General features: G+C 47.7%; 15 protein-coding genes and 1 tRNA gene. 6 read left to right on the forward strand and 10 right to left on the reverse strand.

Annotated features, from left to right (window positions below; genetic code table 11):
- Nucleotides 1–112 precede the first annotated feature (112 nt).
- Genes K4H25_RS07970 through K4H25_RS07990 form a run of 5 tightly spaced genes read left to right on the forward strand, consistent with a single transcriptional unit; the run spans nucleotide 113 to nucleotide 4,160 of the window.
- Nucleotides 113–367, forward strand: coding sequence for a helix-turn-helix transcriptional regulator (locus tag K4H25_RS07970; RefSeq protein WP_221022771.1), 255 nt, complete (start codon nucleotides 113–115; stop codon nucleotides 365–367).
- Entirely contained in the window at nucleotides 364–1,032 is a 669-nt protein-coding gene (locus K4H25_RS07975) for a KilA-N domain-containing protein (RefSeq protein WP_221022772.1), read from the forward strand. The genes K4H25_RS07970 and K4H25_RS07975 overlap by 4 nt, the downstream gene beginning before the upstream one ends.
- 46 nt (nucleotides 1,033–1,078) lie before the next feature.
- A complete protein-coding gene (locus K4H25_RS07980) occupies nucleotides 1,079–1,240 on the forward strand; it encodes a hypothetical protein (RefSeq protein ID WP_221022773.1) in 162 nt (53 codons plus the stop codon).
- Complete coding sequence (locus K4H25_RS07985) at nucleotides 1,225–2,316, forward strand: toprim domain-containing protein (RefSeq protein ID WP_221022774.1); 1,092 nt, start codon at nucleotides 1,225–1,227, stop codon at nucleotides 2,314–2,316. The genes K4H25_RS07980 and K4H25_RS07985 overlap by 16 nt, the downstream gene beginning before the upstream one ends.
- Before the next feature lie 11 nt (nucleotides 2,317–2,327).
- Nucleotides 2,328–4,160, forward strand: coding sequence for a DUF927 domain-containing protein (locus K4H25_RS07990; RefSeq protein WP_221022775.1), 1,833 nt, complete (start codon nucleotides 2,328–2,330; stop codon nucleotides 4,158–4,160).
- A 714-nt stretch (nucleotides 4,161–4,874) separates the two neighbouring features.
- Here K4H25_RS07990 and K4H25_RS07995 read toward each other — a convergent pair.
- The 8 genes from K4H25_RS07995 to K4H25_RS08030 all read right to left on the reverse strand — a co-directional run bounded on the left by K4H25_RS07995 (nucleotide 4,875) and on the right by K4H25_RS08030 (nucleotide 15,861).
- Nucleotides 4,875–5,603: a M48 family metallopeptidase gene (locus K4H25_RS07995; RefSeq protein WP_221022776.1), complete on the reverse strand. Its 729-nt coding sequence runs from the start codon at nucleotides 5,601–5,603 to the stop codon at nucleotides 4,875–4,877.
- On the reverse strand, nucleotides 5,593–8,760 hold the full coding sequence (locus K4H25_RS08000; protein ID WP_221022777.1) for a type I restriction endonuclease subunit R: 3,168 nt from the start codon (nucleotides 8,758–8,760) through the stop codon (nucleotides 5,593–5,595). Before K4H25_RS08000 ends, K4H25_RS07995 begins: the two co-directional genes overlap by 11 nt.
- 200 nt (nucleotides 8,761–8,960) lie before the next feature.
- Nucleotides 8,961–9,878: a hypothetical protein gene (locus tag K4H25_RS08005; protein WP_221022778.1), complete on the reverse strand. Its 918-nt coding sequence runs from the start codon at nucleotides 9,876–9,878 to the stop codon at nucleotides 8,961–8,963.
- 14 nt (nucleotides 9,879–9,892) lie between these two features.
- Nucleotides 9,893–10,819 (reverse strand): endonuclease NucS domain-containing protein, encoded by a 927-nt coding sequence (locus K4H25_RS08010; RefSeq protein WP_221022779.1) that lies wholly within the window; start codon nucleotides 10,817–10,819, stop codon nucleotides 9,893–9,895.
- A gap of 14 nt (nucleotides 10,820–10,833) precedes the next feature.
- Nucleotides 10,834–11,643, reverse strand: a complete 810-nt coding sequence (locus K4H25_RS08015; RefSeq protein ID WP_221022780.1) for an HNH endonuclease — start codon at nucleotides 11,641–11,643, stop codon at nucleotides 10,834–10,836.
- An 18-nt stretch (nucleotides 11,644–11,661) separates the two neighbouring features.
- On the reverse strand, nucleotides 11,662–12,939 hold the full coding sequence (locus K4H25_RS08020; RefSeq protein ID WP_221022781.1) for a restriction endonuclease subunit S: 1,278 nt from the start codon (nucleotides 12,937–12,939) through the stop codon (nucleotides 11,662–11,664).
- The gene (locus tag K4H25_RS08025; protein ID WP_221022782.1) at nucleotides 12,930–15,323 is read right to left on the reverse strand and encodes a type I restriction-modification system subunit M; all 2,394 of its coding nucleotides are present in this window, start codon (nucleotides 15,321–15,323) and stop codon (nucleotides 12,930–12,932) included. Before K4H25_RS08025 ends, K4H25_RS08020 begins: the two co-directional genes overlap by 10 nt.
- Nucleotides 15,324–15,784: 461 nt before the next feature.
- A tRNA-Arg gene (locus tag K4H25_RS08030) sits at nucleotides 15,785–15,861 on the reverse strand.
- Nucleotides 15,862–16,013: 152 nt separating this feature from the next.
- On the opposite strand from K4H25_RS08030, the gene K4H25_RS08035 reads away from it, so the two are divergent.
- The gene (locus tag K4H25_RS08035) at nucleotides 16,014–16,760 is read left to right on the forward strand and encodes a c-type cytochrome (protein WP_221022783.1); all 747 of its coding nucleotides are present in this window, start codon (nucleotides 16,014–16,016) and stop codon (nucleotides 16,758–16,760) included.
- A 17-nt stretch (nucleotides 16,761–16,777) separates the two neighbouring features.
- On the opposite strand, the gene K4H25_RS08040 is transcribed toward K4H25_RS08035, so the two are convergent.
- Both K4H25_RS08040 and K4H25_RS08045 read right to left on the reverse strand, forming a co-directional pair.
- A complete protein-coding gene (locus tag K4H25_RS08040; protein WP_221022784.1) occupies nucleotides 16,778–17,878 on the reverse strand; it encodes an SIS domain-containing protein in 1,101 nt (366 codons plus the stop codon).
- 61 nt (nucleotides 17,879–17,939) lie between these two features.
- The gene (locus K4H25_RS08045; RefSeq protein WP_221022785.1) at nucleotides 17,940–18,794 is read right to left on the reverse strand and encodes a beta-1,6-N-acetylglucosaminyltransferase; all 855 of its coding nucleotides are present in this window, start codon (nucleotides 18,792–18,794) and stop codon (nucleotides 17,940–17,942) included.
- Between the last annotated feature and the right edge of the window lie 115 nt (nucleotides 18,795–18,909).

Genomic DNA, 18,909 nt, shown 5'->3' on the forward strand with positions numbered 1-18,909 from the left:
TGTTGCTTTGAAGTGACTTTGTGGCGAAAGCCAGCTCGTCATATATGCGCCTATGTAACACCAAAAGCCCAAAGCTAATCAGGCGCTGATTGTCATTAGGAGTTATACCCTTATGGCTATGAAAGCCCATGCTGTAAATCCAAGCCTGCAATCTGCATGCTCATCCCCCTTGTCAGTCGCAGGCATGCGTCCGCGTGTATTACGCCCACGCAATGCTGCTCTCTATCTGCAAGTTAGCAAATCCACTCTTGATCGTTTAGTCGCCGCTGGAAAATTGAAACCACCTTTTAAAAACGGCACTGCTATGGCGTTGTTTGATGTGGCCGACTTGGATCGTTATTTGGACGAAGTGATGGGGGCAGCATGAAAAATAAAATCATTACAGCAGATTTTAATAACGCGCTATTTCAATTCACAAAAGATGGCTGGTTTAATGCAACAGACGCTGCTGAACGTTTCGGGAAACGTCCGAATGATTGGCTATCGCTGGATGAAACAACAAACTACATCGAGGCATTAAATAGCTTCTCAAATACCAGCCAAAATGGTAATTGGATAAAAACAAGGCGCGGAAACAATGGCGGTACATGGCTACACCCGAAACTAGCGATTCGTTTTGCACAGTGGCTAGATGTGCGGTTTGCCGTGTGGTGCGATAGTCAAATAGATGCGCTTATCCATGGTAAGTTTGCACCTGATGATTTAGCCGAAAGCCGACAATATGCCGCAAGTGCTTATCGTTTAATGTGTCGCGTGCTGCAGATGATGCGTGCCAAGGAAGGCAAGCTCACCGAGCCGCACCACTACTGCAACGAATCAAAGATAATCGGTTTCGCCATGACAGGTTGCTCTACCACCATTAATCGGGATGCGATTAGCTGCAAGTCTGAGCTGTCATTATTGGCGGAGGTACAGTTTTGCAATGCCGACTTGATTGTGCAGGGATGGAGCTACAGCGAACGCAAAAGCGAGTTGTTGAATCTTGTGGCTGTGCACCGCAGCGCCAATGCATTAGCGAGTATTGCCGCATGATGCCAACCATTTCCATGAAACAGCGCCACTAATAGGAATTCCCAAAATGAAAAACGACCATTTAAACAATGGGCGCGGGGATTCCTGCGTATTAGATTCAGCTTTTAGCGGTTTATCGGCAGCGGATTATCGACTGATTGACGCGTTAGAAGTGGAGCACATCAACGATTTACAGCCCGAAGAGGTGTATGTATGCGTGAATCATTGAGCGATAAAGTAAAAAAAGCCGCACGGGGTAACTGGCCGTTAGTACTACTAACTTTGGGGGTTCCTGCTGCTGCGCTTGATGGCCGTAATTGCCCTTGTCCTGGATGTGGTGGTAAAGACCGTTTTCAATTCACGGTACGCGGCGCTGGTGCTGAGTATGGGCGCTTTGCGTGTCGCCATATGGATTCACAAGGCGGTGATGGTTTTGCTTTGGTGCGGCATATATTCGACCTAAATTTTCCCGAAGCAGTGCGAGCAGTAGCTAATGTGCTCGGTATCGACGTGCGACATGATGACGTAGTTGTCGAGCGAGTTGCCAAGACAGTTAACGGTTTGGTTGCCAAGCCAGAGGTAGCGGACAACACCAAGAAAGTGCAAAGGGTGTTTGATTTGTGCGCCACGCTCAGACCGAACAACATCACAGGCCTCTATTTGCAAAAACGTGGTATTGCGGCGAGTTATTGGCCTGAGCCACATACAAGCCCTTTACGCCATTGTGAGGCGCTGGACTATTGGCACACTGTCGATAACAAACCTGTGAAACTGGGCGCGTTTCCTGCACTGGTGGCGCGGATTGATAAGCCTGATGGGGCGGCGCTGGCTGGCATTCACCGCATTTATCTGAGCGACAAAGCCGAAAAGCGCGTCATTCGCGTGGCGACGGGTTCACCTGATCGCCCACACATCAAAATTTTGGATAACAAGAAACTCCAAGCGGCACATGAAGGGGCAATCAAAGGCGCGGCTTGTCGTTTGTACCCAGTCGGCAACGATGGGCGCTTGGCGCTGACTGAGGGCATAGAAACCGCTTTAGCTGTGCGTTGCCTCACTGGGCTGGCGGTGTGGGCGTGCATCTCTGCTGGTGGGCTGAAATCGGTCGTGCTGCCTGATGAAGTACGCGAAGTACTGATCTATGCCGACAACGACCCCCCCGACGAGAGAGGCCGCAACATTGGCAAGGAAGCGGCTTACCTACTCGCAGCACGAATGATCGAAGAAGGCCGCAAGGTGAAAGTGTTATTAGCACCGCAAGTGGGTACGGACTGGCTGGACTATCTGAACGATGAAATGAATTGAGGCAAAACATAATGAAAAACGAAAAAACCACACTACAAGATGCGGCAAGTTATGCAGCCGGCACCATCAAGCCACGTGCTTTTGATTTAGCCAAACCAGACCATATCGCGCCGTTTGTGCCCATGGATAAAGTCGAGCTATTAGGCGAAATCGTGCCGTATTACGACTTTATCAACGGTGACATGATGTATATCGGCGCGGCTAAAAACAAAGAAGGCGTATTGACCCACACGCCGCCGCTGCGCTTATGTCGTGACCTGGAGGTAGTCGGGCAACGCGTAGACATTTACGGCGACCATTACCGCTTGATTCGCTGGCAAGATCCGATAACAGGTAACGAGCAAACCACCGCGATACCGAGCGCCATTATTGGCGAGCGTGAGGGTTTTGCATTGCTCAACAGCAAGGGCTTAGCGGTATCAAGTAGTAGAGCCAACAAAGAGCGATTAGCCGACTACCTGCAAACGCAAGGCAGTACCGAGCGATACACCATCGTGCAGCAAAGCGGCTGGCAGTGTGGCGCGTTTGTGCTGCCAACAGGCGAAGTAATTGGAGAGCCTGACACCCGACTGTTTTACCCTGCTGCTGCAACGTATCGGCCTGCATTTACACCCAAAGGCACGGCGCAAACATGGCGCGATACAGTGGGCGCACTGGCGAAAGATAATCCGCTGGCAATGACGGCCGTAGCGTGTGCATTGGCTGGTGCTGTATTGGAGCTGATCGGTATGCGTGACGGTATCGGTCTGCATTTTCACGGAGGAACAACAAGCGGCAAATCAACGTGTGCTGATGTTTCAGCAAGCGTATGGGGCAAGCCAACCGAGATAATGCAGTCTTGGGATGGTACGAGTATCGGCCTGACTAATTCGGCTGAATTTGCTAATAGCATGATGCTGTACTTGGATGAAATCGGCGCGGGTGATGCTAAGAAAATGGGCTGCATCATTTACACCATGCTCAACGGTGTATCACGCACCCAAGGCCGCAAAGATGGCGGCAACCGTGCCAAACGCCGGTGGCTGATGACACTGATTAGTACGGGTGAAGTGCCAATGAGTCAGTTTTTAACCGAAGGCGGCAACGTGGTACGTGGCGGGCAAGAGATACGCATGCTGGATATTCCCGCCGATACGGGGCGCTATAAAGCGTTTGATTCCATTCATAACAGCGAGGGGGGCGGTGAATTTGCACTAGAACTGACCGAGGCCGCACGAAGCCATTACGGAACGATTGGGCGTGAGTTTGTAGCGTGCCTGATCGCCAACAAAGACAGCATCAAGGCACGGATTATTGCCGCAGAGAATCGAATGCTGGGCGAACTTCCCGACCATGCTGCGCCACCAGTTCGACGTGCCACCCGCAAGTTTGCATTGCTGGCTGCAACGCTAGAAATGGCGGCTGAATTAACAGGCTGGACAGAAGCGGAATCATTCGAGGCGGTGTGTTTGACTTGGCAACGCTGGCTGTCTGTGTTTGGGCTGGCCTCACGCGATGATGAACGACTGATCGAACTCGCGAATGGTGTACTGGCTGCAAATCAATACGGGCGCTTTGTACTGCTACCGATTGCCGACAAAGAGCCAATCATGCAAAACATGATGGGCTACCGTCGAATTGGCGCGGATGGGGAAACGACCTTCTATGTTTTCCCGCACGCTTTCACTGGTGAAGTAATCAAAGGCAACGAAATCAAAAAAGCCTGCAAGGTGCTACATGAAGCTGGCATGTTAGATCGACCCAAAGGCCGCGATGCTTGGACAGTGACAATCGGGCGAGGCTATGGGCAAGGCTACAAAATGAAGCTGCGACCTTGTAAGAGTCAAGACGAAACTGAGCTTTAAGGATTTTGTCTTTAAGCACTTCTCGTATCCGCGTAAAAACCACCGCATACACAGCACACCCGCATACATACCCTTCAAGGGCTTATATTTACTCGATTTTTCTGTATGCGGTGCGTATGCGTTTTTGCCTCTGTATGCGGTTGACCGTATTTGGTGTTTTTTAGTTAGCGCATACACCGCATTTTTTCAGACACTGCAGCATACAGCAAACCCAACAAACATGCGGTTTAGAGGAGTATGTATGCGGTAATGCGGTGCATGCGGTGTTTTTTGCTCTAGTATACGAAGTAGAAAAAACGCAGTTCAAGGGTGAACGAAATTTGTAAGGAAATAACCAGTCTATCGATTCGCCTTTAACAAAAACCCCGCTCGGGGGATATATTCTTGCCGATTAGATTGCACCATTGCCAAGTGTTGGAACGGTATGAGCCTGAGAGATGTAACTTTTATCGCGTGATAAAACGTGGGGACATTGAGTAAATAAATTTTAACTATCAGTGTAACAAGAATATGCGCTACGCATTACGCACCCTAATTGGGGGAGTTACTGCGTAGCGTTTCGATAGTTGCCCGCCATGTGATGTAGTTATGTAGACCCCAACGATGGCAATCACGAAGTAACACCAAGCGAATTAGAAAACATTTTAGGTTGCATTGATCGTAACGGATTCAAACAAGACTAATTTCTAAATTTTAGGTGTCACTAATATCTAATCAATACCCCCATTCCTCATGCCCCAGCATCCCCTGATTTAACTCGTCACGCACAATACGCCAGTTACTTAGGTGCAAATCCATTAGCGCCAAAAATCGCTCGTTGTGGTGTCGCTCTAGTAGGTGCAGTAGTTCATGCACCACGATGTATTCGATGCATTGGTGGGATTTTTTGATCAGTTCGAGATTGAACCAAAGGCTGGCTGTTGCTGTGTTGCAGCTACCCCATTTGGTTTTCATTTTGCGAATACCCCATGCTTTGGGGCTGACGCCGAGAATGACCTGCCACTTCTCAAGTAGATCATTGATGATGGCTCTTAGGTGCTGGCGATACCAAGCGCTGAGCACACGTTCACGTTGCTCTGGTGTTTTATCGGCTTTGACTAATAGTGTTAGTCGATTTTTGCCATTCAGTTGAATACGGCCAGCGCCACTGTGATTTTCTACTCGAAGTCGAAATGGCCGACCCAAGAAGTAATGCGTTTCACCCGATACTAATTTGCGCACTGATTGACGTGGTTGCGCTTTGAACTTGGCGCGTTGGCGCTTAATCCAACCTAGTTTAACAATCACGGCCAAACGCACAGCGTCGTCAGTGACTGCCAATGGCGCAGCAACACGTACCCGTCCTTGCGGCGGGTACACACCTAGATGCAGGTTTTTAATGTCCTTGCGGTCAATCTCAACGGTGATGCCGCCAACGATAATCCGATGCGGCTTAGTATTCATGTTGATGCTTGGCCAATTCCAATAACATCGTCACCAAAGCCTCAATTGCATCGGAATCTTGCGGCAGGTAGTCCGGTGTTGATTCAGCCGCCACACCTTCCGCAACCAAAGCATAGGCCTCTAAGGTAGTACGCAGCGCAATACGGATTTTCTTTTGCTTGATGGTGCTATTACGAAAATCATCTTGTTTATTCTTCAAAATGACCTTGTGAATATGCAGTGCCAAGGCTTCGTTTTGATGCAAATTATCAAATAAAGCGCGTTTTGCCGATGTGTCTAAACTCGTTGGATAACTCGTTCCGCCACTTGGTTGCGCAACTTTCTTTGCAAGCGCCACGACTTCCGCCAAGTATTCTTGATAAGCAATCGCACCGTTACGGCGTTGCTCGATCAATGCATCAAGCAAGGACGACATGGTTTCATAATACTTTGGATTGATCGGTGTTTCATCGATGATCAGTTTACGAACGTTATTTTCGATTGTTTCCGCCATGCTGTTTTCATTACTACGCAGACCTTTTGGTACAGCCGCCAGCGCATCGGTGCCGCGCTCTACAATCAATTGAATGAGCGGCATATCGTCAAAATCTGAAATCGGTGTGCTTTCTTCTGCGCGGATATAGCTATCGATCAAATGCCGCATGCCAGGCTCGTACAGCTTCATGTCGATAGCGTCGCCACTGTACATCTTGATTTCTTGACGTAGTTTTTCGTAAAAGTCGACTTCACCCTTAATCGAAGCAATCTCTTTGGGGCTATAGCCTGCCTCAGCCAATTCATTGGCGACATTGGCGTAGCTGCGAACTAATGACGAGGTGAGCTTATACAGCGCCAGTCGTTTAGCTTCATGCAACTTAAGTTCTTCAGCATCGCCAGGCTTATTACCGCAGAAATAATGCTGATAAGCCGTACCATCTTTTGGCGGTGCAACGGGCTCGCACAGCGCTTTGATGGCTTCGCGGGCATCTTGTAAATCGGATTTCGCCATACTCAGGCGGTCTTCAAGCAGGCCTTTCACATCGTCTTGGTCGTAGCCATCGAGCGCGCCACTGGTGTAGTCACCGATTGAATCTTCAAGGCGTTTAAACAAGTCTTGGTAATCAACGATAAAGCCATATTGCTTATCATCGCCATCCAAACGATTGACGCGGCAAATTGCTTGGAATAAACCGTGGTCGCGCATCTTTTTGTCGATATACAAATACGTGGCCGATGGAGCGTCAAAACCCGTTAGCAGTTTATCAACCACGATCAGTAGGCGCATTTGCCCTGGCTCATCGATGAATTTTTTCTTCACTTCTTTTTCAAATAACTCAGGGTCTTTACCCGCCAGCATGGTGTTGTAGATGTCGTATTGGCGCAGTTTTTCCGTTAAGCCTTCACCGGTCGATTCGCCTTTAATATTGGCGGGTGATGGTTTGTAGCTAGTCACAATCGCGCATTGCTCACCCATACCGGCTTTAGCAAATAGCTCGTAGCATTTGCATGCCTCGAAAATACTACTCGTCACCAGCATTGCATTGCCGCGACCACTGGCTAAACGATCCCGTACTTCCATATCCATCAGAATGTCGCTAACGATTTTCTCTAAGCGTGATTGGCTCGACAGCACTTTTTTCATCGTGCCCCAACGCGCTTTAAGTTGCGCTTTGGCAAGATCAGTCAGGCCTTTGGTTTTTGCGGCAAACCATTGGTCAATCTTGGCGGTAGACGTAATGCTCTGATCAATATCCCGCGCTTCATAGCGCAGATCGAGCACCACACCATCTTTTACCGCTTCGTTGAATTTGTAGGTGTGAATATAGCTACCGAAAATCTCAATCGATTTTTGTTTGTCGGCTTTGAGTAGTGGGGTACCAGTAAAACCGATGAACAAGGCATTCGGTAGAATCGACTTCATCGCCTTATGTAATTCACCCGATTGCGTGCGGTGGCATTCGTCGACAAAGACGTATAAATCGCCTTTGGCAGCAAAGTCGGTCGGTAGGCTTTTTTTGACTTCTTCGATGTAGGCGGCAATATCGCCAACTTCTTCGCCTTCTTCTTTTCCGCCAAACTTATGAATCAGCGAGCACATCAGCCACGGGCGCGTATCGTTCAATTGCGCGATTAGCTCAGCGCCACTTTTGGCACGGCTGATTTCTTCATTCACGCCTTTGAATACTTTTTCGATCTGCTCATCCAGCTCGGTACGGTCGGTGATAATCAATATGCGGGCAGGAGGTATATTTTCATGTATCCATTTGGCCAGCCATACCATAGTCAGGCTTTTACCCGAACCTTGCGTATGCCAAATAATCCCGCCTTCGCGGCGCTGGATATGGCGTTGTGCCGCACGCACGCCAAAGTATTGGTTTTGGCGGCAGAACTTTTTCGTACCCGAATCAAACACCACAAAATCGTGAATCAACTCCAGAAAGCGCGTCTTATCGCACAGCAGCAATAAATGTTGATCGAGTCGGTTAAAGTGTTGCTGCGCGGGTGGGCAGTCTTCTTTCCATTCGAGGTAATACTTTTCTTTGGTTTGGATCGTGCCGTAACGCAGGCCTTGCGTATCGCTACCGGCCATGACTAATTGCATGGTGGAGAAAAATGGTTCGATGAACTCTTTGCGCTGGTTATCCAGATTCTGGCGGATGCCTTCAGATACTGATACCGTTGAACGTTTTAGCTCTAGCACGCCCAATGCAATGCCATTCACAAACAGCACAATATCGGGGCGTTTAGGGCTAGGACGTGATTGACCAACAGCCGGGTTGGCGACTTTGACCGTCACTTCTTCAGCAATCCCAAAATCATTATTCAGCGGATTTTTCCAATCAATCAGCCACACCGTTACGGTGTTTTCGCCGATGTCGGGTTTCACCTTCACGCCATAGCGCAATAGCTCATACACCGCCTTATTACGGTCATATAGCGAAAGCTGGGCGCTATTCACTGCCTTATCAAATTCGTATAAGGCTCGCTTAATCAGCGAATCAGTAATACCCTGTTTGGCTAGCCATTGGGTGAGCGAAGCGCTATCTACATTGCGATTGCGACCGTTATCTTCATGGCGCTTTTCCCAATTACCCAGATAAGTGTATTTAAGTTGGTCGCGAAACAGCGCCACAACACGGTTTTGGGTAAGGCGTTCTCGTTGACCAACATCACTCATGAAAAAATCTCGAAATTAGTATTAAATTTACACCTAACGATTAAGTGTACTTCCGCATCAAAGATGATGAGAGGATTATTCTGTGACTAGAGTAATTGATAGAAAATATATTTTAGCTTCAAGGTAAAGTGATTTGTTTCTATAGGTTTTATCTGTGTCGCCAAACCAATTATCGATAGAGTTTTTTAACAAAATAAAAACTATGGTTTACTTTTTTTGATGGTAGCTATTTCTTGGTTGGGTGAAATTGCATCTAAATTGCTTTCTTGGTTAGCTTGGTTGGTGCTTGCCATTAGTATAAAAATTTTTATTATTTTATATAAAATATCTAATTCTGCAGAATTTACGGCAGTTTCTACTACCTCTTTTAGTAACTCTATTTCGTCTTTATTTAGTGATTCTTTTTGTATTCTTTTGGCCGCTATAGTTTTTGCTTCTCTGATTTCGAAAATTTTCTTTTCTATTTGTAACTTTTCGTCTTTGAATTCTGCGGAGTTAATAAAGGCAAGTAGCATTTGAGTGTTTTTCGCATCTAGTGTATGTAATTTTTTGTTTGAAACCATCCACAGGGCGAAATTATCTAACTCATCGGCGTGGCAGTGAGAGAAAAGAGTTTCCATTAAAGTTGAAGGTTGAACAGTCCGATTGTCACTTAATAAATCATCAATCAATTTTCTCAAGGTTAGATTTTCATCGTATGTAAAAAGATTTCCTGTTTTTTTTCTTTCATCAAATTCTTCTTGAGTAAGCGCTATGATCTCTTTCAGGCACTCCTCTGAACGTTGAAACCCTAGTTTATATTCATCTGATTTGAAATGGTCATTTAGGTTAAATGCTACTCTGCTATAGATATAAGGTTCATAATTGTAGTTTCTAACACTGTCTTTTTGGTACTCTTTAATTGCTATTGAATTGCCGTTTTTTCGTTTAAATTCAATTAATACGATTGCTGAAATATCAAATTTTGCGATCAAATCACCAGAAACCTTATCGGCTTTCGTATCGTTCTGTTGATTAGCATAAGGAAATGATGCTGACCATTTTATAGGGGAGTGTTTCTCTTCCAAGTATCTTGGAATAGAAACCATCGCGCCAACTTGAACATCATTTTCATTCATGCTTATTCCCACCCCTAATTTGATTTTTGTAATTTAAAGCTAATCTGATACCGATAAAAGTCCACATTCCCAACTGCCGCCAAAGCTCTGCGAATACGTTGGTCGTCTTCTAGCGCGATGATTACGCCGCGCACAGACTGATCGGCTTCGGCTAGCTCGCCCATCACAAAGCCCATATAGCGCAGCACTTGGCCGACGACGGCATCGCTGGCTCGGCCTTTTTTTAGCTCAACCACCAGCAATTGTTTTTTGTCCTTGCTGATCGCCAATATATCCATCGGGCCGGTGTCGCTTGGGTATTGTTGGCCGATAGTTTCGCCATCCTCAGTGTAAATATCGTAATCCTTGCCCAGCTCGGTTTGCGACCAGTTGGCGACGAGGAAATCTTCGAGATGTTTTTCAAGTGCAAATGCAGTCTGGTCTTCAACGGCAGGGTCGGTGGCAATCAATGTTGGGCTAATGTGGCCTGAGAGCAGCGCTTCGAGTTCCGTGGCGTATTTACTGATCGTACTCACCGTACCAATCGAGCCGCAGGAATTGCGCAGCGCATCGCTCATTGCAGTGCGTGGGATTTCTGCAAACCAGCGCACAGCGCGGCGATGCGGCAGGATTTCACCCGCCAGATATTGATAATCAGACAGCACCTCACCCACGCGATATGTGCCCTGCCCATCGGGGCAGAGCACGATATCACCGTTTTGAATACCTTTCGATACAGTCCACAGCGCACCGCAAGCCAAACCCGCTGCCACTTTGCTCTTACTAGGGTTCAGCGCAAGCCATTGCGGTACAAAGGCGTGATTAAACTCGCGCCAATCTTCACTTAGCTTAGTTTGCAGATCTTGGTGGATTCCAAAATTGGCCCCAATGAAGTTGCCAGCAAAACATTCTGCAGCGTACATTGAGTTGCGGCCTAGCATGACACGGTAGTAGTTTTTCATGGTTTCAGCTCATCTCAAGAAGGTCGCTTGCCATAAAGTTTTACTCTCTTCTCCAGCTCTTCAATTGATAAAGGTGGATTTTGTTGATGTAGCATGGCGTGACAATTCGGGCACACCGGTCTTAAGTCATTAATCGGGTCAATAACGTATTCTTTCCCGATTGAGGAAATGGCTTTCAGATGGTGAACATGTATATATTTCTTGCCGATATCACCATAAAAAAGCTCGAAGTGAAAATTGCAGACTGCGCACTGATGACCCCAGTGTTTCAGGCAAGCCTTGCGCGCTTCAGGGTTCCGCTCATAAGCGTTAACCATCACGCGGGTCACACTACCTTCAATTAGCTCAGCGGAAGATGGATTTTCAATTTCATCGGGTAAAGTAAAAACAACTGATCTTGGATTAAGTTGAGCGTTAAGTACTGCTAAAACATCCGCTGAGATCGCTGTGGATAAAGAACCACCTTGGGTGCAAAAATGACGCTTAAAGTTTGACCAGCCTTTATTGCTGCCATTTTCAGGAGTCTCAGGCAGTTGAATGCTTAGTTCTTCTTCATTTAAAGCTAAGAATGGCGTGCATTCGATAACCGGAGTCAGTTTGACGCGATATTCACGGTCTTTATGAGTCGGGGAGTCGTATGTTTCGGTAATAGCAAACAACCCGCAAAGTTCAAACGTACTATGATTCTTGAGCTTTTGGATAATAAAAATCTGATCACCAATACTGATCTTTTTTAATTTACTTTTTGTTTTAACGCCATAACCGCCAAGATAGTCAAACGAGGAGTCATTTTCAGGGCCGTGATAGGCAAAGTAATATGTCATAAGTCTTGTAGCTTTAATTTAAATTAAACGTGTTTTGCCCGTCAGCAATTCTTGCATCATGCCTTGCTTGAGCGTGCGGGTTTTGTCGCGGCGGGCTTCGAGGGCGGTGATTTCGGCATCCATGTCGGAGAGAATGGTCACGATAGCGATTTGTTCTGGCAATGGCGGGCAAAAAATCTCTAAATTTCTAAGCTCAGTCAAACCAATTCGCTTCCTTGTTGAACCTGTCCCTGCATTTTCTGCTCGGGATCTAAAATCTGGGTAATTGATCGCTAAGAAAATAAAGTATGTATTAAATTTTTTTGGATTCACGACTAAGCGAATTCCATCAGAACACATTAAATAACGTTCGTGATGTGGCGGAATAATGCAGGCACGAGCAACAGGATCACCCATTTTCGAGAGAATGATTTCCCCCGGATAAATGTTGCAGCTAAGTAATTCATCAGCTTTTTTACTCGTAGTAAAAACCTTAGAATCATTATGAAACTCACCATCACCAATATTTTGAAGCTGGATTATTCGTACGCCATCATCGATATAATCGGATGATTTTAGATTTGAACCAAATGGGCCACCAGTAAAACTCCATTTCTGATTTGAATCTGCAATATCACCAAGAGCAACATTAACCCACTCCCCAACAAACCCCGGCAGGCGGGTTTGGGCGGTTAGGAGTTGTTGCATGGCGGCTTGTTTGAGGTCGCGTTTTTTGGCGATCAGCGCGTCGAGTTTGGCTAGCAGCGTATCCACATCGGACAGCGCAGCTACAATCGCGTTTTGTTCATGAATAGGTGGTAATGCAATCCAAAAATCATGAATATTTTTTAGAGTTAATCCTGGCTTACTTTGGCCAGATTGACTTGCTAGAATCTGCAAATTACCAGATGAATTTGGTGAAAGAAAATAGCATATAAATTTACCTAAAACAGGTGATGACAAACGAACAAGTCCTACGTGCTGGCTAATATAAGCCTCGCCTAGCTCTTGTTCGACAATAGCGACATTACCGACACTATTACCTGTTATGGTAATTAGCAGGTCTAAATTTTTTAGTTGTGTTCGACTACCTTCTGAGTTTTTTGGGGGATTTACAAATTGATTATCAGTGAAATCAAGTCTCCCATCTCGCACATTCTGGCTGCGAACGAATAAAGCGCCACTATCTGAATAGTATTTCGCCCACCCACGAGAACCACTCGTGATGAGCTCTGCAAGTTGACTTAAACATGCAATTTCCCAATCCTCCGGAATCACCCCAATCTCGGTTTGCTTGCAACCCGCTTTCAGTTCCATGTGAACCCCATCTGTTGCAAGTGGGCATCGACTTTGGTGCTGAGGCTTTCGACTTCATCCAGTAACGTTGGCAGCGGTGTGGCGTAGCGTTCGGCTAGTTGGCGCACGCGCCCCGTTAGTGTTTGGCTGACGCGGTCGAGTTCGCTTTGGATGGCGGTTTCAATCGCCACCAGCCATTTATCGTCGACGACGATATCGCACACGTCGAGCTGGCTAATACGCCGATACTGCGCCATCACGAGCGTGTCGAGGGCTTTTTCAGCGTCTTTGACTTGTTTGCTTGCTGCGGTTTCTGCATCTGCCAGTTGCGTCCAACGTTTTAGCGCGGCGATTTCTTCTTTGGCTGTCGTATCGTGGGCAATCACTTTGAGGCGGTCTTTGACGCTTTTGGCGCTGAGTTTGCCTTTTTCGGTTTTCGCTTCGACCAGCAGGCCATCGTCACCTGCGTGCTCTTCTTCAAATTCTTCCCGCGCTTGCGCGGCAGCATCGCGGGTGGATTCTAGCTCGGTGATTTGCGCGGCTTCCGCTGCAAAATAGCGTGCAATGATTAAGTCTTTGGGCAGCAAATCGAGATTGGGTTTGCCATCGCTCAGGGCTTGCCAGCCATCGGCGGCGACCAGATACACATCGTCTTGCATGGATTGCGCCCAATAATCCATCAGGTGCTGATACACATCGTAAGGCTGTATGAGTGGCGTCTTTTCAAACGCTGCGAGCAATTGCTCGGCTAAAGTGTCGTTGAGCGTTTTTGGGTGGGTGATGCCAGGGGTAATCGCTTTGAGCTGTTGCGCAGCGCTGCTTTGCCATTGGCGGAAAGTGGCGTGGGCAGCATCGTTAAAGGCAATAAATTCAGGATGACTAAAAATCGTCGGTTTAATATCGGCAATCGCAACTTTTAAATCGTAATAGCCAGGGTATTGGCTTGTAGCCATTAGCTGATTTTGGATAGAAGGGAATACCTGCCAGTAGGATTTCATCGCATCCAAATCACGCTGCGGAATACCGCCGCGCAAATGCGCGGCGATGTCTTGCAGGTCTTCAGCCTCAGAGGTGTCGATATAACGCGGTAGATTCAGGTTGTAATCGTTGGCGGCGATTTCCGCCAATGGCACGAGGCGAGCGTATTGCTCGGTCTCGGCTAGCTTGGTGAAGGTATCGACGATTTTGTGGATGTCTTGCTCACGCAGGCGGTGTTTGTTGCCGTCTTTCACAAAGCCCTTGCTGGCATCGACCATAAAGATGCCTTTCCGCGCGGCGGCGTGCTCTTTATCCAGCACGATGATACAAGCGGGAATGCCGGTGCCGTAAAACAAGTTGGCAGGCAGGCCGATAATGCCTTTGATATAACCACGGCTGACGATCTCTTGGCGAATGCGGCCTTCGGCACCACCACGGAATAACACACCATGCGGCAAAATCACTGCGGCTTTGCCGGTGGATTTGAGCGAGGCCAGCATGTGCAGCAGAAAGGCGTAATCGCCATTTTTCTCGGGTGGCACGCCATATTCAAAACGACCAAACTCGTCTTCCGCAGGGTTAAAACCATTGCTCCACGCTTTGGTCGAAAACGGTGGATTGGCCACGATGAAGTCGTGACGCTTGAGCTGGCCGCTTTGTTCCTTAAAGTACGGCGTAGAGAGCGTGTTGTCTTGCCAGATTTCCGCCGTTGGGCAGTCGTGCAAAATCATATTCATCTTGGCCAAGGCGCTGGTGGCGTTATCCATTTCTTGCCCATAGAGCGCGAGGTCTAGCCCCTTTGCGCCTTTGGCTTCATCGTGCGCTTTAAGCAGCAAAGAGCCCGAGCCGCAGGTTGGGTCGTAAATCGTTTGATCGCCGCTAGTGGCTTCCGACAAATTCAATACTTTCGCCATAATGCGCGACACTTCGGCGGGAGTATAAAACTGGCCTTTGGATTTGCCCGATTGAATAGAAAATTGGCGCATCAGAAATTCGTAGGCATCGCCTAGAATATCGTCACCCTCGGCGCGATTACTGGCGAAGTTCAAATTAGGATTGTCGAAAATACTAATCAGATTGGATAGGCGCTCGACCATATCCTTGCCCTTGCCGAGCTTGTCTGGATCATTAAAGTCGGCAACGTCGATCACGCCTTTGAGTTCATTGGCCTCTGCCAGAGCGGCGATAATGATATTGATCTTCTCGCCGATTTCTTTATCGCCCTTGAGCGCGACCATGTCGGCAAAGCTACCGCCAGTGGGGATTTCAATCAGCGAATCCCTTTGCCCCGCGTATTTATCCGAAACGTATTTCACGAACAATAAAACGAGAATGTAATCTTTGTACTGGCTGGCATCCATCCCACCACGCAATTCGTCGCACGATTTCCAGAGGGATGAATAAAGTTCAGATTTCTTGATGGCCATGTTTTTACTTTTATTAAGGTGTGCTTTTGGCAGGGATAGTGCGAAGGCATAAACGCAGGCGCAACGCCGCATTCAGCCGAAAAAAGATGAGGGCTATGATACCCTGCTGACGAGGGACTTTCTATTGAATTAGCCTCACCTTCGTTGATTTCAGTGTATAAGCTTGTAATGCAACTAATCAACGCGCGGCAAGAATATTTTATTGGATTAAGTTAGTGAACTGATTTTTGTTGGCCGACTGCGGCTTGTCATGTCGTCTAACACGGTCGTTTCAACCAAATATTGATGGTATTTTTTGGTGTAGGTGGGGAATTAGATACAGTCGTGCATAAATGATTGGGTATGTTTTTGAGTTGATACCGATTTGCTGGCTGTATGGGTGTGTGTATGGGTGTGGCGTGTTTGTTGCTGGTTGTGCTGCTGGTGCTGTAGCTTTGTTTTAGCTAAGTCGTTGATTTGATTGGTGCGCCCGACAGGAATCGAACCTGTGACCCTCAGTTTCGGAAACTGATACTCTATCCAACTGAGCTACGGGCGCTTTGATTAGGGGAGCGATGATAACGGCTATTTGCGTTCGCGTCTAGTCAGTTGGTGAATAGTGTTTTGTTGTTGCGATGTTGTCGGTATAATTGTCAGCCATAAAGGCGATACAGCCAATTAATTTAACAATTTCAAGAAAGGGATGACAGCATGAGCGGTTCCAACGCATCTGCGTCTAAAAGCGTTGTCGGAATGATTCTGGCGGCTTTAATTGGCGTACCTCTGTTTGTTTACTTGGTAATCAAGCTGTTTACTTCGGGTATGTCGATGAATATGGCAAGCTCAACGATGACTAATGAGGCCGTCGTAGCACGCTTACAACCTGTCGGCGTTGTCAAGATTGTCGATAGTACGCCGATTGGTTCTCGCTCAGGTAAGGCTGTTTATGAGGCCGTATGTATTTCCTGTCATGGCGCTGGCTTGGCTGGCGCACCTAAATTTGCGGATGCAGCGGCTTGGTCTACGCGAATCGGCCAAGGTTTTGCGACTTTGGTAAAGCATGCTGTCGTTGGGTTTAACGCGATGCCAGCCAAGGGTGGCGATCCAGCGTTAACGGATGAAGAAGTGGCGCGTGCCGTGGCCTTTATGGGTAATGCAGCAGGTGCCAAATTTGAAGAACCTAAAATCGCTGCTGGCACTGCGGCAACGATTGATCCAAATGTAAAAGGTAAAGAAATTTACGCTAGCGTTTGTATGGCTTGCCATGACACGGGTGTTGCTGGTGCACCTAAATTTGGCGACAAAGCCGCTTGGGCGCCACGTTTGAAAGACGGCGTTGATAATGCAATTGCGATTGCAACAAAGGGTTTGAATGCGATGCCACCGAAAGGCGGTTATAGCGGTTCAGATGCTGAATTTAATGCCGCTGCTTTGTATTTGATTAATGCTTCGAAATAATTAATTGAATTTCCCGATCAAGCCACATCTGTTGATGTGGCTTTTTTTATGCTTTGCGCAAATGAATCGTTTGCCGTGTGGTAGGCAAGTTCTTGTAGGGCGATGGCATACAGTAGTGGATTGAGGTGCTTGAGTTTATGTGGCATTTGAATCGTGTTAAGGCCGTTAATTTTGCTGAGCGGGGCGTCGCTTAAAACAAAAATAGCGCAGTGATGGTGGTGAAACTGGCGTAAATCGGCCAAGGTTTTTTCGGCCAAGCTATCCCATGGCAGGCAGGCAATCAGGGCGATTTTTTGCTTGGCAAGGTTGGCAATGCCGTGCTTGAGTTCACCGCAAGAGCAGGCCTCGGCAAAGCAATGCGCGATGGCTTTAAATTTGAGTGCCCCTTCGCTGGCGATCGGTGTGTAGCTCTGCCGTGCGGTAATAAAAATGGCGGTTTGTTGCTGCAAGCATTGAGCCCATTGTTTGAGCTGTGGCGCGAGGTTTAAAACTTGTGTGATTGCGTCAGGCAGTGCGGCAAGCTCGGCGTCGATATCGCTGGGTATGGCTTGGTTTTGCGATTGAGCTAGTGTTTGCGTAACCAAAAATAAACCCAGCAATTGGGCGCAAAATGTTTTGGTCGCAATGCGACCGTGTTGCTGGCCAACATCAAGCATTAGTTGCAATTGGGTCTGCTGCATGAGTGTGCTGTCGGCATGATGGCCGATGGCGATAGTCAGCGGGTAATCCAGCTGCTGCGCGTATTTGAGTGCGGCTAAGGTGTCGGCGGCTTCGCCAGATTCGGCAATAATAATCACTAGCGTGTGGGGGCGAGAGAGTAAATGTTGCTGGCAAAACTCGCTGGCTAATTCAACTTGAGCCGGTAGCCCTGCGAGGCTTTCAATCCAAAAGCGAGCTGCTTGTGCGGCATGAAAACTCGAGCCGCTGGCAATGAGTAACACCGCTTGGATGTCGGCAAAGCGTTCAGGCTCTTGCAGCCAAGGCGCGAGTGTGTTGGCTTTGGCGTGTTCAATTAGATTGGCGCATAGCGCTGCTTGATCGTTAATCGCTTGCAATAGCCAGCCGCGCTCAGCGGTGTAGAGAGAGGGCGAACTTAAGTCGGCGCTGGCGATTGGCATGGTTAACTTTGTGGTGTGCTGATGCCTTTATCTTAGTGAACGCAAACTCAATTGGCCTGTCTTATTGGCGATGTAATGCCATGAGTGCTTGGGTGGTGGCGGAGTCTGCGGCAAATTTTCGGGCGAATAAAGCGTTGCTGTGCTGCAGTTGGCGGATGTTTTCAGGCTTGAGCAAGCAGGGCGACCAAGCACCATCATTCCATTCTAAATAACGTCGCGCATCGCTTGAGAGTTGATTGGCCAGTGGGCTATTCATCAAAATGGTTTGAAAAAACATCTCGTCAGGAATGAGTGTTTGGCGGAAAAAATCCACCACCTGCGGGTGTTTTGCCACAAACTCGAGCACGGCTTGGCAGGCAGTGTGGCTCAGTGTCCACCATTGTGAGCCGGCATAAACTTGCGAAATCGGTGCCGGCAAAGCGCGTTCTATGCCGACTTTGCGGGTCAAGCGCTGTATTTTTTGCAGTGCTTTATTCAAGTATGTGCCGTTCAGATGTTCAAAGTGCCATGCGCGATAGCGGTAGGCAATGTCAAACTCTGGCGCAGGCTTGATGTCAATCAAGCCAAGGTAGGGGCTACGTGCTAAGGTTTCTTCGATGTATTGATTGCTATGGATTGGGTAGTCTTGTCCAGAGAGCAATACCCCCCAGTCAAAGCCGTCTTTGCTGGCAGCAGCCATGAGTTTTAGGCTGGCATCAACCAATGAAAAACCACCCCAGCGGCAGGCTTGGCGCTCAATAAAATGAATGTTGTTGTGTGTTGACCATTGGTTTTGTAATGCCGTGAATATGTCATCCGGCGCATTGGCGTCGATGTGAATATAAAACCGTGAATGCGGTGTATTGAGTTGCTGAATCAGGCGTGAAATTTGTTCGGGATGGGCGTGGGCCAGAATAAAGTAAGCAATAGTGGTCATTATTTACGCAAAAACACGGTTTAAAGTGTCTCTATTCTAACAGTCTTGGCCTATTGAGCGCCGCTGACTGTGGTTTTGCGGCTTTAATGACTGTTTTCAGCGCGATGGCAAGGGT

This window comes from Deefgea piscis (genome assembly GCF_019665785.1).
Taxonomy (GTDB): domain Bacteria; phylum Pseudomonadota; class Gammaproteobacteria; order Burkholderiales; family Chitinibacteraceae; genus Deefgea.

What these genes read in the sequence shown, in the direction of transcription:
- K4H25_RS07995 (WP_221022776.1), bottom strand. Translation starts at nt 5,603, where the DNA reads ATGAATACTAAGCCGCATCGGATTATCGTTGGCGGCATCACCGTTGAG.
- K4H25_RS07985 (WP_221022774.1), top strand. Translation starts at nt 1,225, where the DNA reads ATGCGTGAATCATTGAGCGATAAAGTAAAAAAAGCCGCACGGGGTAAC.
- K4H25_RS07990 (WP_221022775.1), top strand. Translation starts at nt 2,328, where the DNA reads ATGAAAAACGAAAAAACCACACTACAAGATGCGGCAAGTTATGCAGCC.
- K4H25_RS08045 (WP_221022785.1), bottom strand. Translation starts at nt 18,794, where the DNA reads ATGACCACTATTGCTTACTTTATTCTGGCCCACGCCCATCCCGAACAA.
- K4H25_RS07970 (WP_221022771.1), top strand. Translation starts at nt 113, where the DNA reads ATGGCTATGAAAGCCCATGCTGTAAATCCAAGCCTGCAATCTGCATGC.
- K4H25_RS08025 (WP_221022782.1), bottom strand. Translation starts at nt 15,323, where the DNA reads ATGGCCATCAAGAAATCTGAACTTTATTCATCCCTCTGGAAATCGTGC.
- K4H25_RS08015 (WP_221022780.1), bottom strand. Translation starts at nt 11,643, where the DNA reads ATGACATATTACTTTGCCTATCACGGCCCTGAAAATGACTCCTCGTTT.
- K4H25_RS08000 (WP_221022777.1), bottom strand. Translation starts at nt 8,760, where the DNA reads ATGAGTGATGTTGGTCAACGAGAACGCCTTACCCAAAACCGTGTTGTG.
- K4H25_RS07975 (WP_221022772.1), top strand. Translation starts at nt 364, where the DNA reads ATGAAAAATAAAATCATTACAGCAGATTTTAATAACGCGCTATTTCAA.
- K4H25_RS08005 (WP_221022778.1), bottom strand. Translation starts at nt 9,878, where the DNA reads ATGAATGAAAATGATGTTCAAGTTGGCGCGATGGTTTCTATTCCAAGA.
- K4H25_RS07980 (WP_221022773.1), top strand. Translation starts at nt 1,079, where the DNA reads ATGAAAAACGACCATTTAAACAATGGGCGCGGGGATTCCTGCGTATTA.
- K4H25_RS08020 (WP_221022781.1), bottom strand. Translation starts at nt 12,939, where the DNA reads ATGGAACTGAAAGCGGGTTGCAAGCAAACCGAGATTGGGGTGATTCCG.
- K4H25_RS08010 (WP_221022779.1), bottom strand. Translation starts at nt 10,819, where the DNA reads ATGAAAAACTACTACCGTGTCATGCTAGGCCGCAACTCAATGTACGCT.
- K4H25_RS08040 (WP_221022784.1), bottom strand. Translation starts at nt 17,878, where the DNA reads ATGCCAATCGCCAGCGCCGACTTAAGTTCGCCCTCTCTCTACACCGCT.
- K4H25_RS08035 (WP_221022783.1), top strand. Translation starts at nt 16,014, where the DNA reads ATGAGCGGTTCCAACGCATCTGCGTCTAAAAGCGTTGTCGGAATGATT.